The organism is Deltaproteobacteria bacterium, from assembly GCA_015233135.1.
Taxonomy (GTDB): Bacteria; UBA10199; UBA10199; order JADFYH01; family JADFYH01; genus JADFYH01.
Genome location: JADFYH010000005.1, coordinates 38,239 through 52,776, shown reverse-complemented (window position 1 = coordinate 52,776; position 14,538 = coordinate 38,239). Strand labels below are relative to the sequence as shown.

The window sequence follows — 14,538 nt, the reverse complement described above, 5'->3', positions numbered from 1 at the left end:
ATACCTGGAAATCAATTTGAATCCATTATCACCCTCTCTCCAACTCTCTCCCCTCAAGGGAGAGAGAGCTTTAAGGATTTCACATGAGTATTGATATAGTCCATCTCTACAAACACTTCGGCAACTTCACCGCACTTCACGACATCAATTTAAAAGTGAATCCGGGGGAACTCGTTGCCTTAATTGGTCCCTCGGGATCCGGAAAAACCACCTTACTGAGACTCATCGCCGGCCTCGAGGTTCCCAGTAGCGGCATGGTAATGATTGATGACGAAGACAGCACTTACCGCGATGCCCGGCAAAGACGCGTGGGCTTTGTGTTTCAGCATTATGCCCTCTTCAAACACATGAGCGTCTTCAACAACATTGCCTTTGGTCTGCAAGTGCGCCCCAGAAAAAATCGCCCTTCTAAAAGTGAAATCCAAGAACGCGTCATGAATCTTTTAAAAATGGTGCAACTCGAAGGCCTGGCCCATCGTTATCCCGCGCAACTTTCCGGCGGACAACGCCAGCGTATCGCCTTGGCCCGTGCCTTGGCGGTAGAGCCTTCTGTTTTATTATTGGATGAACCCTTCGGTGCCCTCGACGCGAAAGTTCGAAAAGATCTGAGGCGCTGGCTGCGTCGCCTGCACGATGAAGTCAAAATTACCAGCATTTTTGTGACCCACGATCAGGAAGAGGCCCTCGAAGTGGCCGATCGTGTCGTCATCATGCACCAAAGCAAGATTGAACAGGTGGGTTCTCCGGAGGAAGTCTATGACCACCCGGCAACGCCTTTTGTATATGACTTTCTGGGCGACGTGAATTTATTTCATGGCCGAATTCAGGAAGGCAAAGCGGTTTTGGAAGGCATGACCCTGGAGATTCCCAACAACGCCATCCAGGAAGCCAAAAACGCCGTCGCTTACGTGCGCCCTCACGAAATGGAAATCACTCGCGAAAAAACCGACGAAAACGCCCTGAGTGCCACCGTGGAAAGCATCATCGCCGTCGGCCCTCGCGTGCGCATCGAACTCAAACGCCACGACACCGGTGCCTTTATTGAAGTGGAAATGAACAAGAATGAATTTTCAAAAGATCTGTTTCAAAAAGGGGAAAAAGTGTTTGTGAAGCCGCGCTCAGTGAAGGTTTTTTTGGAGGGAATGGGCTAACTGAGGATAAGCCGATAATGAGTACTGCGTCCTCCCGCATTATTTTTTTTCAAAATTTTACGTTCCACCAAATCATTCAGATCTCTCAAGGCCGTGTCTTGAGAACACTTGGCTAGCTTGGCCCATTTGGAGGAAGTGAGATTTCCTTGAAAGCCATCTAAGAGACGATTGAGGATTGCTCGCTGCCGTTCATTGAATAATTCTTCAGCATGTATTTTCCAAAATTTTGATTTACCCAAAACATCTTCAAGCGTCTCTTCAGATTTTAAAATCGCTCGTTTTAAACAGTTCAAAAACCATTCCATCCAAGGTGAGATATCGAGGGATCCCTTCTGGCATTTTTCCAGAATATCGTAGTAATCTTCGCGTTCGCTTTCGATCTGGGAAGATAGGCTGTAGAAGCGTTGTGGGCTTCCCTCCGATTTTGCAAGCAGTAGATCGGCAAGGGCTCTAGCAATTCGTCCATTGCCATCTTCAAAAGGATGAAGTGTAACAAACCAAAAATGAGCAAGTGCCGATTTGAGGAGGAGATCTGTTTCGTTTTCAGCATTGAACCATTGGAGGAAATCTTTCATTTCTTTCGCGAGGCGATTATAAGAGGGTGCTTCATAGTGCACTTTCTCGTGTCCGTAGGGGCCAGAAACCACTTGCATGGGACCACTGGATTTTCCCCTCCAGGCTCCCATACTAATTTCTCGCAACCCGCTTCTTCCGCTGGGAAAGAGCGCTGCATGCCAGGCACACAATCTTTTTTTTGTCAGGGGACTTTCAAAGTGACGGGTAGCATCGAGTAAAACTTCAACAATGCCTTCGACAGAACGATCGACTGGTCTGGGGGCCACAATCTTAATACCCAAGCGCCTGGCAATCGAAGAACGCACTTGCTCAGTATTCAAACTTTCACCTTCAATTTGACTGGTTTTAACTACCTCTTGCGTGAGGGCCTTGAGTGTCGCCTCTTCACGTAGCGAAAACCCTAGAGCTTCCATCCTTCCAAGTAAACGCCCCTGCCAATGTCGCACATCCGCAAGAAGAGCGCCTAACCTTTGACTATCCCAACTGAAGTGGGGCCACTGCTTTCTCTCATGAATATACATGAAAAAAGGATAAGGGATATTCACCGCGAAAACAAGATTAATCTCCGCATATTTTGCGGTGAATAATTATGAACCTGGCACTTTCATTTGAGAAAGCAGGGACAACTTCAATTCGTTTTCCGCAATCATTTTCTTAAAAGCATCTGAAATTTGCGAATGCCGTTGAACTTTCAGCCAAAAATCGCAGGCTGCTTTTAAAGCAGAATTCCACACCGAAAGCTCGGAGAGTTTGGGAGGAGCAGGCTCGAAAACTCTGGAAACCAATTGATGCTGTTGGGGAGCATACAGCATAGGCAGCATGTCGTAGACGGGAGTAACTTCACATTTTTTTAGAATAGATTATTTTATTTACCCTGTGGCTTACCATGGGCACCTTATACAATGGGGTTTCCAAAGGGGAGCAACGTAGTGCTCGCCCTTTGGTCGAGCGCGGGGTTCATACCCCGTGCGAAGATATATAGATAAACACTAGATCATCCCCCGTTGCGGTAACTCGACATAAAAACAAGCCCCTTCTCCAAAGTGGCTTTCTACCCACACCCGGCCGCCATGATGTTGCACGAGGTGTTTGACAATCGGTAGACCCAAGCCTGTGCCCCCCTGCTCTCTGGAGCGGGAAGGGTCGACTCGGTAGAACCTTTCGAAGAGACGGGATAAATGCTCTGGCGCTATGCCCGGGCCGGTATCTTTCACTTGAAACACGACCTTTTCACCTTGCGTTTCCAAACTCAAGCTGATGCGCGCAGCCGTTGGACTGTACTTGATCGCATTCTCAAGGAGGTTGGAAAGAATCTGCCGCAGCGCGGGTAAATCGGCCCAGACCTGCTGCTGTTGAAAAGGAGAAATTTCAAAGCGGATATTTTTTTGTTCACAAGCTTGTGCAAAGGTAGCTCTCAATTCTTCGAACAAAGCCGCAACCTCAATTTTTTCTATCTTGAGCTGATATTGCGCCGATTCCATTTTGGAAAGGTCGAGCAAATCGTTGATAATCGCATGGAGTCGGTTGGCATGAGTTTCGATGATTTTTAAAAATTTGAGTGCATGGGTTTCATCCCGGTAAGCCCCAGCCAGCAAGGTTTCGGTGTATCCCTTAATGGCCGCCAGAGGAGTTTTGAGTTCGTGGGAGGCATTCGCCACAAATTCGCGACGCACCTGTTCGAGTTTTCTCAGATGAGTCACATCATGAAACACAATCACGGCCCCTTGAGTATTTTTCACGCGCCCCGAATGCACCTGAAGATAACTGGGGACGGGCCCCTCCAAAACAATCTCTTGCTCACAAAATTCACAATCGCTAAAAATTTTCTCCAACATTTTTTCCAGGGCGATATTTCTAAACACTTCCAGGGGAGTTTTTCCCAGAGGGCTTTCCTGAAGATTAAAAATTTTTAAAAGACTTGTATTCACCAATCTGATTCTTCGATTTTCGTCGATCAGCATCACCCCTTCCTGCATGCCTTCCAGCACGGCTCTCAGCCTTAGGGTTTCTGACTCGAGCAACTTCAAATCCGTAATATTTTTTTTTATATTGAGGGTGTTGGCTTGTTCCAGAACCTGCAGTTTGCCTAAATAATCGGCTCGCAAGCGATAAACCAAAAAAAGGAGAATCAATAAAAATAGGAGGGAAATAAAATTCATGAGAAATTCAGGCTTCCTCCGCTAAGCGATATCCCACCCCGCGGACCGTTTCAATATATTCCCCGGCCTCCCCCAACTTTTCACGGAGGCGCTTCACGTGGGTGTCTATGGTTCGCGTGGTCACCGCCACCTCATAACCCCACACCTGGTCGAGTAGAATTTCTCGGGTAAGGATACGCGAATGACTCTTGAGAAAAAATTCCAGCAGTTTGAATTCTGTCGCAGTGAATTGCAGTTCTTTTTCCTTCACCCAGACACGATGTTGATCAGTATCCAAACGCAGCAGCCCATGCTGATAAAATTGAGCCCCTTTGTTTTTAGGCTCACTCATCCGCTTGAGAATTGCCTTAATGCGCAGAATCAGTTCCCGCGGGCTGAAGGGTTTCACCATGTAATCGTCCGCCCCCAATTCAAAACCTACAACACGATCAATTTCTCCCCCTTTGGCTGTAAGAATCAGCACAGGAATTTTTTGCGTTTTAGGATTCGCCTTCAAATTGCGGCAGAGATCGAGACCATTCATGCCCGGAAGCATTAAATCCAAAATAATAAAATCAATTTTTTCTTTTTTAATTTTTTCAAGGGCTGACCTTGCATCTATCGCCAAAAAGCAGAGGTAACCTTCTTGCTTTAAGTTAAAGGCAATGAGGCCGGCGATATCAGGTTCGTCTTCGACGACGAGGATTTGAATAGGCATGTATCTATACAGTCTTACTTAAAGCAACATTGACTAAGGCATCGGCACTCATCTTCTTCATTTTTTTTGCTTGTCTTTCCGCACCACCAATAAAATAACAGCACCACTGATAATGAGAATGAAATTCGTTGGCGATAACGGCGTCTGAGGATTCAACGAAGCCGCGCAGCCCCCCTGGCTGTCGAAGCCAGAAGGCAAGACAGGAGGTGGATTTGCTACGTTTTCAAGTGTGCAAGAGCTGCTGCATCCATCTCCACTCTGTGTGTTCCCATCATCACAAGCCTCTCCCGTTTCTATGACACGATTGCCACAGACAGGGTTTGCTGTAATGACTTTACAATCGGCAGAACAAGGATCTCCGGGGGTTCCATTGAGAGCGCCATCATCGCAACCCTCGCCTGTTTCTATTATATGATTGCCACATTGAATGGTTCCTTCGGTTTGACAAGTAGAAGAACACCCATCGCCAGAAACCGTGTTGCCATCGTCGCATTGTTCATGGGCGTCTATAATATGGTCTCCGCAGACTTCAATTTTGCAGCTGGAATCGCAACCATCTCCGCTGATGTTGTTGCCATCGTCGCATTGTTCTCCCTGATCAATCCTTCCATTTCCACATCTTTCTATTCTGCACTGTTGATCGCAACCATCTCCATTGATGTTGTTTCCATCATCGCATTCTTCTCCAAGATCTCTTTGAACAATGCCGTCTCCACATTTTAGGGAAGTGCAAGTGGAGGAACAGCTGTTTCCTTGAGTTCCATTGGCGACACCATGATCACATTGCTCTCCAAGGTCTGCCTGAACAATACCGTCTCCACATGTGAGGGAAGCGCAGGTAGAAGAACATCTGTCACCTGGAGTTCCATTTAAAGCTCCATGATCACATTGCTCACCAGGTTCTGGAATACCGTTGCCGCAAACAGCGGGTGAACTGACATTGACGATCTTGGCGGCTGTGCCCCTGAAGTTACTGCCACTGTTTCCACAGCGCGAGACCTCACATCTGAGTTTTAAGATGTACGTCCCTGCGGAAGAAAAATTAACCGTGGGAGCAAGGGTCGTGGTGCTCGAATAAGTGGGGGCTGCTGCACCCGGCGGCGTGGAACTTGTTAACCAGTTGATGTTGTATGAAACAGTTTCAGTAGGGTCGATGCTGCAAGAAGCACCGGTAATAGGCAAATTCACTCCAACATTCACCGAGGCTGGCGGGCCTGCATCGGCATGCACAAGTTCTATTTTGTTCATGAAGATGTAGGCAGATCTGACAGAAGAACCATTGGTAGCTAAGGCAACAATATCATCACCTCCCAGCCCGTCGAAGTCCGCAGCGTCTATCCCTCTTACCGTTGCGGCTGCAGCTGAACCCGAAATGAAAGAGAGCTTGCTGGGGGTGCTGGAAGCAATATCCCCCGACCCATTCACTTCGGACAAAATCAATCCTACCGCACCTTTGACGCCATCGTCATAACTGTAGGCAATATCTTCGTAGTTGTCGTTGTTGAAACATCCCGTGGTCAAAGCATAGGGAACCGCACTAGGGTTGCCATTTAAATTCCCATCGATATGGATTCCCGGGCTAACAAAGGAGCCATTTCCCTTTCCTTGAAAAACATGAACTCCTCTATGGGTAGGGTCGACAAAACCGGATTCTGTGATTGCAATATCCTGATGGTGGTCTCCGTTAAAATCCCCAGTGACTATCGACATCAATTTCAAGTCGTCTGCTGTAGTATGGCTACTGCCAGCGCCCATAATTTGAACCGTGCTGCAATTAAACCCAATGCTGCCTGTAGAACAGGCTCCAGTGCTGAGGCAGATGACCAATTGACTCCCAAGCCCACCATCGGATACGGCATCATTGACTGCCAATGCTACGTCATTTTGACCGTCTTCATTAAAATCGCCCAGGGCAATGGAAACAGTTGCGTGTTGAGATGCAACAATCCCGGTGCTGATATTGGTATCATAGGCCCCATACCTCAGGGCATGAATTTGCAGCTTCTCGGCGTTTAGTCTGTAAACCAAGGGGTAGTAAAGATCTGTTGCCAGGCCTTGGCCCCCACAATTTGATAACACCATGCTGGGCCAGGCTTCTCCATTGGTGTAGTCTGCAGGGGCATTGGACATTAGCTCTATTAATGGAGAGGCGGGTTCGTCAGTAGTCAAATCGAAACCAGGTAAAAGTACCCCGATGTAAGAGGGATATTCAGCATAATTTCTATCGAACCAAACGTAATCTCCAGGGTCTGTATTTGCAAGACGACCGGTTACAACAGATCCATTTCTTCTCTCCTGTATATTCATGTCGATGGGGACAACCATGTAGTCTGTAGTATTATTAAAAACGCCGGGTGCAGTTCCACAGGCACTTTGAGAGGACCCTGCATTTAGCATCACACTGAATGTGGGCCACGAAGTGGCAATACGATCTGTAGCATTCAATAAAACACAATCGGTGTAGCCGTCGTTGTTCATGTCTGTTTTTGAAAATTTACTTTTGCAGCTGATGGAATTCGCATAACTGGTACAAGTGGTGTAGGGCGCGGTGGAAGCCGAACTGCATAAAACGGGCACAGACTCACAGGCTGTATCTGAGTTTTGAAATATTTGAGTGTATCCCGGATGAGGGAGAAACATGAAAGAAAAAACGCTTACTGCTACCACAACAAGTTTATTTTTTTTCATACAATCGCCTCTCAGGCTGTCTTCGCATTATTTGTAAATGCGGGGTTATGGATGACTACACAGGGGCTATAGAACTTAAGCTGCAGTAGTAAAGCAAGCCTTTTTCTGGGAACCATTTATTATTCAATTGTTACAGACTGAGAATAAATGCTGGGGGCCTCAGGTTGTGGGCAGGCCGTGCCATCTGCAGGGCTGCGTGGGGGCGGAACAGTAGAAGGCAGTGGCCCATTGTAAGGCACAAAGAGATAGCAAGCGCTATGCAAGGAGGCAGCTATTGGCATGGGATCTACAATTTGAATCTGCTGGTTCCTTACAGTATCACGGAGTATTTGCAGGTGATTGTCATCTAATGAAATAAGAGCGCTGTGTGCATCCATAGAGCAGTTTGGATAAGTTCTGGCGGCATTGGCTGCCCGGACTTCCTCACAAGATCCATCAAACCTGAATAATGCGATTCCCCTGGCACAAGGGCTAAACGATTCTGCACCCACAGTGAGGAGGATTCCATCGCTGACACGCTGAGCGGCGCTCGACATATACAAAACCCCTGGATTTTGTGGGCATGCAGCGGCACCTGCATCGCCACCCGCAACTTCTGAATGAGATACGTCTTGAGGGGGATTTGCTGGAGAAGCATCCTCAGAATCTTTGTTGCTGCCAACGGCTGTTGCACCGCAGCCTGCTATCCCCGCTACTAAAGCAGTCAAGACAAGTTTTTGAGGAGAGGAAGAAATAAATCGAGACAAGGAGGCTATTAAAGTTGGGCAAGCTCGGCCCAGAACAACAGCGGCTACCGCTGCCCCTGCAACACAGAGAATTGGAGCAAAACGTCTTGCGGTATTGCCCAAGCCTTCAGTTGAACCTTGCAAGGATTGAATAAATTGAAGCCCCTCATTGTGCAGGGTTTGGGTGACCTTAGAAACTCCGGAAATGAGCTCCACGTGGGGTAAAGGGGGAAAAAAGTTTGAAGCGACACTCGAGATTCTATCAGTCATACAACATCTCCTGTTAAAAATACTGATCAAAACCAGTACTATTATCGGTCTCCCCGCAAAAGTGTTGCTAACATTCTTTTAGCGTCTAACTATCTGCATGAAATAAAACAATAAAAATTTTTTATTTTATTTTTTAGCTGGGTTGGCAAGGCAAAGTATTTTGAGTACCTTTAAGCCATTTTGAGTACTTTTCACATTTCATTAAAGTTTCATTAAATTTTGCCGTTAGAGACCCTGAATTGGTTTTGTACAAACTGTTATTAATTAAAGGAGGGATTATGAAAAGTGCTTTTGCTAGAAGTTTTATGGTGTTATCTATAGTAGCTTTAAGTGCTGCTTGTGGTGGTGCCAGCTCGGATGGAAACGTGGGAAGTCAAGACACCCCAGTCAATAATCCCAATACACCCGCTGTAACAACTCAGGTAAGTTCGCTTTCCAAATTGCCCGATTTAAGCAGTATGCTCGATAGCACTTCTTCTGCCTCTATTTCGCGCTCGCTCATCCGATCCGCTGTCTCTGGTACCTCCAATACGCCCGCCATACAAGATATGTCTGGCTCCAACGCGGATGCCATCTTCTGGAATGGAATGCTTGCCGGTATTAATGCAACTCCTTCCACGGTGGTTTTGACCGATCAGCAAACCATCAATAACTTTTTTAGAGAAAGCGCTCAATGCTACATGGCCCAGGGTGTGGGATTTTCGATGCAGAATATTGAAAGCTCGGGAACCAGCCTTTGCTATATGAAGCGGGCGCCTGCTGTGATTCCTGCAGATGCGGTGACACCCGCGACTGCTGCGGATGCCGTCATGTCTCAAGAGGCAAATACCAAGGTGATCAAAATAAACGCAACCAATATGCCAGGGCGTAATCGGCCAGGGGGAAATTCCCAGACTATCTTCATCAAAATTTTTGGATCTTCCTCTACTGAAGGTTCTGCAGGTTTTGCGGCCGATTTGTGGTTTTGTTCAAGCGGTGCTGCGGGCCAGGCTGAAAATATTCGCTACAATTCTACAAGCAAAATTATGACCGATACCTCGGTGAATGGTGAAAAGGGAGGGATCTATCAAAATATCTTTTCAGCCTCGCTCTTGGCCCAAAGTGATGGGAGCTTTACTTTTGATCCCGATCAGGCGCGTTCTTCCGACATGTTTTCTTCCAATCAGGGAGATTTCAAGGCCAGCATTCATGTACTGGGAGATCAGTTGACCAACAAGAGTTACAACTCCAATACCTTTAATGGTGTCCCTCAAAGCAATAAAAATTATTCGAAGAGTCAAATTAGCACCTCCGTTAGCGCCTCCGGTAGAAAAAATGTGTTTTTCTACCAGGGTGGGGTTGCAAATACGTTTGGTTCGGGGGATAGCTCCAATACCTTTAGTACTGGAACCGAATGGCAAACCGATCACTATGTTCCTGTGACTTCTGGAACCTACTATGATGCCGTATCAGCCTTTAGTTTTGACACAGATGCTTTTTATTCGAGTCTGGCAGAAGACACCACCTTGACCGCATCGCTGAGTAATTATGATTGTTCTACTACCCCCGATATTGAACTCAATATGGATATGGGAACAACGGCCATGGCACCCGTTGTATCAGCCTGCGAACAGCATTGGCAGAACATGAATTTCTGTAATAGTGACGCCGTACAAAATGCGATGAATGCCGTATTTACTGCACAGAATCAGATGCAGCAACAGCATCAGCCGCATCCGTAGTGATTGTTGTTCTTTAAAGAAAAAAAGCCTCTCGATAAATCGGGGGGCTTTTTTGTTTACACAATAATCTCCACTCTCGCTATAATTACGGTATGCGCATCGAACCCAACCCTTATGGAACGCATCGCGTCATTTCTCCCCGGGGAGTACTGCCTCAAGCGGCCATTCAACTGAATGTGGCACTTCCCCTCTTTAGCAACGAAATTTTAATTGAAGTAAAAAAACTCAATATTGATTCGACCAGTTTTTGTCAGATTGTGAAAAGTGAAGTTACCGGAGAAAAAGTACGGGCAAAAATTTTAGAGATCGTGACCCAATGTGGAAAGATGCACAACCCAGTCACCAACTCGGGTGGCATGCTGATTGGACGAGTGAAGGAAATCGGAAAAAATTACCAGGGCCCTCTCCCTCTGAAAACAGGAGACGAAATTGCCACGCTGGTTTCTCTCACCCTTACTCCCCTTCATCTCGAAAAAATTGATCGTATCGATTTTAAAACGGGTCAGGTTGCTTGTTCGGGACATGCCATTCTTTTTGAAACCGGAATTGCGGCAAGCTTGCCTGCGGATATCCCTCAAAACATTGCCCTGGCGCTTTTGGATGTCTGCGGCGCACCGGCTTTGGTGCAGCGCTATGCCCGAGCAGGGGATAAAATTCTTTTTGTTGGATCCGGAAAGTCGGCCAGGCTTTCTGCGGCGGCCTTGAAAAATAAATGGGAAGGTCAGATTCAAATTCATGCGCTCGATATCTCTCAAGGGAGTTTGAAAGAAATGAAACAAATGAAACTGGCCGATGAGATTTTTAAAATAGATGCCACATCTGTAGGGGCGCTGCTCGCCGCGCCCGAACTCTGTAACAATTATGATCTGGTTGTCAACGTCGCCAATGTTCCCGGCACAGAAATGAGTTCCATCCTGGCCGTGAAAGAAAGAGGACGCATCCTCTTCTTCAGCATGGCCACTGCGTTTGGAAAAGTGGCGCTGGGTGCTGAAGGGATAGGCAAAGACGCCGAATTCATTATTGGAAACGGCTATGCGCAGGGGCATGCGGAGTTGGCACTGGACGTGTATCGAAATCATACGGGTTTGAGGAAATGGTTTGAGGAGAAATATAAAATATGAAACTTCCCTACATCAACAATACCAATCCTCTCTACTTCCAAAAATTTCCCCTCTGGAACAAGGTGTCCCGCGAACAATGGATGGACTACAAATGGCAGATGAAGAATACTATTACTACAGGTGCCCATCTTCAAAAAATAATTCCCCTCAGTGACGAGGCACGCGATCGCATCGATTCTACCCTCAGCAAATACAAGTTTGCCGTCACTCCCTATTGGGCCTCTCTCATCGATGAGAAAAATCCCGAATGTCCTTTTCTGTTGCAAGCGGTGCCCACGCCCAGTGAATTGAGCGTGGCGGAAGTGGATCTTGAAGATCCCCTGGGTGAAGATGTGGATTCTCCCGTGCCAGGCCTGACCCATCGTTATCCCGATCGTGTGCTGGTTTTGATTACCAGTATCTGTTCGCTTTACTGCCGTTTTTGTACGAGGCGACGCCTCATCCTCGACAAGGAAGGACATCTGAAGCGAGGACAAATAGAACGTATTCTGGAGTACATCGGTCAGCATAGGGAAATCCGCGATGTCATCCTTTCCGGTGGCGATGCAGTGGTGACGGGATCCATTTTGGAAAGCTGGCTCAAGGGGTTGCGGGCTATCCCTCATGTGGAAATTATTCGCATCGCCTCCAAAGTCCCTTGTGTCATGCCCATGCGCATCACCGATGAATTGGCGAGGATGATCAAAAAATATCAGCCTGTTTTTTTCATGACCCATTTTAATCATCCTTTTGAGATTACGCCCGAGTCTGCAGAGGCCTGCGCACGCCTGGTGGATCATGGTATCCCGGTAATGAATCAGACGGTCTTGTTGCGTAAAATCAATTCCGATCCGGTGATCATGAAAAAACTCATGCAAGAATTGTTGCGCATTCGAGTGAAACCCTATTACATCTATCAGTGCGATTTGTCCGAAGGGCTTTCGCATTTTAGAACGCCGCTCGGGAAAGGGATTGAAATTATCGAATATCTTCGGGGCCACACCTCAGGTTTGGCGGTTCCGGAATTTGTGGTCGACATGCCTGGAGGCGGCGGCAAAGTACCGGTGATGCCCAATTATTTGATTTCGCATTCGGACAATAAATCTATCTTGAGAAATTACGAAGGCCTGATAGGAAGTTATCCCGAACCCGAAGAGCACGATTGCCATTGCTCTACTTCGGAATCGGTAGCAAATAATACCTATGACGATTCTTCGGGGGTTTCTCATTTATTCGGTGATTCGCAGGCGATGCTGGAACCTCATGAGGTGACGGGAAGGACGAAATAGGAAAGGAGAAATTATGAATTTTGAAAAATTAAAAGAAGAGGCACTTAAATTGGATATTCATGAAAGGGAGATGTTAGTAACGGATTTAATCGATAGTATTCATCAGAACGAAGAGGTTTTTGAACTAGATGACGCTTGGAAAGAAGAAATTGAAAGAAGGACTGCAGATATTGAAAACAACAAAGCTTGCTGGCTGAGTGAAGAAGAGTTTTGGGGAAAGATTAATGAGAATATAAAATGCTTAAAAAAATCTTAATACATGACAAAGCTCAAAACGAGCTTTGGGAGGCCTATGAATATTACGAGTTACAAAAAGAAGAACTTGGAGATCGATTGCTTGGAGAATTGTATAACTCCATACGTACCATTGTTGAATTCCCCAATACAGGTAAAATAATGCCTGGGGGGCAACGTCAGTTTTTATTAAAGCGTTTTCCTTATGGGATTATTTATTCTGTAAAAGAAGAATCTATTCTCTATATACTAGCGATTATTCATCTTAAGAGAAAACCAAACTATTGGATTTCAAGACTACACTCATGAACAAACTCAATCTAGACCACGACAAAATAAACGAGGCACGAAACCTGGCTGAAAACATTACCGGTCCCGTGTTGCGCTACGTCGATTACCATTCCACGGTTTCCATCGAACGTACAGTGCTTCGCTTGTTTGGTGTACAGGGTTATGGAACTCATCTGCCTTTGGTGAATGAAATTGTGGATACTCTTGATAAACCAAAATTGGCTCGGGGGATTGCGTACTGGTTTTGCCTGGGTTTGTTTCATCATCCTAAATTGTCGGTTCAAGAACTGGCTCAGGCGGTGGCCGAAAAAAAAATCAGGCTGGGCGAATTAGCAGAAGCTCCACGCGACAAGGTGGAGCTCATCGCCAAAAACCTTGCCCATCAGGCCCTTAAAAAAATCAAGGACAGGGCAAACAAAAGGGCTCAACTCAAGAGTAAATTCAGGTCCAATATTCAGGGGCCTCTAAAATATATTATTATCGCCACCGGAAATATTCATGAAGATGTGGTGAACGCCAAGGCCTCGGCGGAGATGGGGGCCGACATCATTGCCGTGATACGCTCTACGGCGCAAAGTCTGCTGGATTTTGTTCCTGAAGGCGCCACCACCGAAGGCTTTGGGGGGACCTTCGCGACCCAGAAAAATTTTCAGATCATGCGCGAGGCGCTGAATGATTCTACCCACAAACTCAAACGCTATATCGGGCTTACCAATTATTCTTCCGGCCTGTGCATGCCAGAAATAGCCGCCATGGGCGCCTTGGAGGGCTTGGATTATCTGTTGAACGATTCGATGTACGGAATTTTATTTCGTGACATCAACATGAAGCGAACCTTCACCGACCAATATTTTTCACGCCAGATCTGTGCCGCAGCCGATATTACGATTATGACGGGCGAGGACAATTATCTGACCACCGCCGAGTCTTTTCATTATTGGTTTCAGGTGCTCAGTTCGCAGTTGCTCAATGAATCCTTCGCCAAAAGAGCCGGCATGCGCGAGCATCAGTTGGCCCTGGGACACGCCTTTGAGATGGATCCTGATTTTGAAGACAACATTGCCCACGAAATTGCGCAGGCCCAGTTGGTAAGAGAACTCTTTCCTCATTCCCCCATTAAATTCATGCCCCCCACCAAACATAAAACGGGCGATATCTTTTCTGCCAATTTGTATGATGGCCTCTTTAATCTGGCGGGCGCCATGACGGGTCAAAGTATTCAACTTTTAGGGATGATGACCGAGGCCATTCATAATCCTTATTTGATGGATCGATTCGTTGGTTTAAAAAATGCGAACTATATTTTTAAGGGTGCCTCGGCCTTGGCGGATGAAGTCGAATTCAAACCCAATGGAAAAATTGTGAGGCGTGCAAGGCAGATGTTAGACCAAGCTTTGATCTTGCTTAAAAAAGTAGAAAAACTGGGGCTGATGCAATCCATTGAACAAGGATTATTTGCACACATGGAACGTGCGAAAGAGGGTGGCAAAGGCTTGGAGGGCGTGTTTCAAAAAGATAGAAGTTATTTTAATCCTTTTTTTGAAAAGAAAAAAGAGCATGCGCGTGGAAATGAAGCAGAGGACTTGAGGCGACTGGCACAGGAGGAGAAGGAGAGACGCAATTAATTGATGTGACAT

At 46.5% G+C, this 14,538-nt stretch carries 13 protein-coding genes; 7 read left to right on the top strand and 6 right to left on the bottom strand.

The genetic code is table 11. The features are described 5' to 3' along the window. The first annotated feature begins 83 nt into the window (after positions 1-83). Positions 84-1,151 (top strand): sulfate/molybdate ABC transporter ATP-binding protein, encoded by a 1,068-nt coding sequence (locus tag HQM15_02595; protein ID MBF0491652.1) that lies wholly within the window; start codon positions 84-86, stop codon positions 1,149-1,151. Here HQM15_02595 and HQM15_02590 read toward each other — a convergent pair. The 6 genes from HQM15_02590 to HQM15_02565 all read right to left on the bottom strand — a co-directional run bounded on the left by HQM15_02590 (position 1,148) and on the right by HQM15_02565 (position 8,266). Continuing rightward, entirely contained in the window at positions 1,148-2,248 is a 1,101-nt protein-coding gene (locus HQM15_02590; protein ID MBF0491651.1) for a Fic family protein, read from the bottom strand. The genes HQM15_02595 and HQM15_02590 overlap by 4 nt on opposite strands. 66 nt (positions 2,249-2,314) lie before the next feature. Continuing rightward, positions 2,315-2,539, bottom strand: a complete 225-nt coding sequence (locus tag HQM15_02585) for a hypothetical protein (protein ID MBF0491650.1) — start codon at positions 2,537-2,539, stop codon at positions 2,315-2,317. 177 nt (positions 2,540-2,716) lie between these two features. Further along, positions 2,717-3,886: a PAS domain-containing protein gene (locus HQM15_02580; protein ID MBF0491649.1), complete on the bottom strand. Its 1,170-nt coding sequence runs from the start codon at positions 3,884-3,886 to the stop codon at positions 2,717-2,719. 7 nt (positions 3,887-3,893) lie between these two features. Continuing rightward, entirely contained in the window at positions 3,894-4,583 is a 690-nt protein-coding gene (locus tag HQM15_02575) for a response regulator transcription factor (protein MBF0491648.1), read from the bottom strand. A gap of 57 nt (positions 4,584-4,640) precedes the next feature. Next, entirely contained in the window at positions 4,641-7,271 is a 2,631-nt protein-coding gene (locus tag HQM15_02570; GenBank protein ID MBF0491647.1) for a DUF4215 domain-containing protein, read from the bottom strand. Between the two features lie 119 nt (positions 7,272-7,390). Beyond that, on the bottom strand, positions 7,391-8,266 hold the full coding sequence (locus HQM15_02565) for a hypothetical protein (protein ID MBF0491646.1): 876 nt from the start codon (positions 8,264-8,266) through the stop codon (positions 7,391-7,393). 278 nt (positions 8,267-8,544) lie between these two features. Here HQM15_02565 and HQM15_02560 point away from each other — a divergent pair, with 278 nt between their 5' ends. The 6 genes from HQM15_02560 to HQM15_02535 all read left to right on the top strand — a co-directional run bounded on the left by HQM15_02560 (position 8,545) and on the right by HQM15_02535 (position 14,526). Next, complete coding sequence (locus tag HQM15_02560) at positions 8,545-9,987, top strand: hypothetical protein (GenBank protein MBF0491645.1); 1,443 nt, start codon at positions 8,545-8,547, stop codon at positions 9,985-9,987. Between the two features lie 92 nt (positions 9,988-10,079). Continuing rightward, positions 10,080-11,108: an L-erythro-3,5-diaminohexanoate dehydrogenase gene (locus HQM15_02555; GenBank protein ID MBF0491644.1), complete on the top strand. Its 1,029-nt coding sequence runs from the start codon at positions 10,080-10,082 to the stop codon at positions 11,106-11,108. After that, entirely contained in the window at positions 11,105-12,376 is a 1,272-nt protein-coding gene (gene ablA, locus HQM15_02550) for a lysine 2,3-aminomutase (protein ID MBF0491643.1), read from the top strand. Before HQM15_02555 ends, ablA begins: the two co-directional genes overlap by 4 nt. A 13-nt stretch (positions 12,377-12,389) precedes the next feature. Beyond that, complete coding sequence (locus tag HQM15_02545) at positions 12,390-12,632, top strand: addiction module protein (protein ID MBF0491642.1); 243 nt, start codon at positions 12,390-12,392, stop codon at positions 12,630-12,632. Continuing rightward, positions 12,614-12,919, top strand: a complete 306-nt coding sequence (locus tag HQM15_02540; protein ID MBF0491641.1) for a type II toxin-antitoxin system RelE/ParE family toxin — start codon at positions 12,614-12,616, stop codon at positions 12,917-12,919. The genes HQM15_02545 and HQM15_02540 overlap by 19 nt, the downstream gene beginning before the upstream one ends. Then, positions 12,916-14,526 carry a D-lysine 5,6-aminomutase subunit alpha gene (locus tag HQM15_02535; protein MBF0491640.1) on the top strand — a complete coding sequence of 537 codons (1,611 nt, stop codon included), beginning with the start codon at positions 12,916-12,918 and terminating at the stop codon, positions 14,524-14,526. Before HQM15_02540 ends, HQM15_02535 begins: the two co-directional genes overlap by 4 nt. Positions 14,527-14,538: the final 12 nt, after the last annotated feature.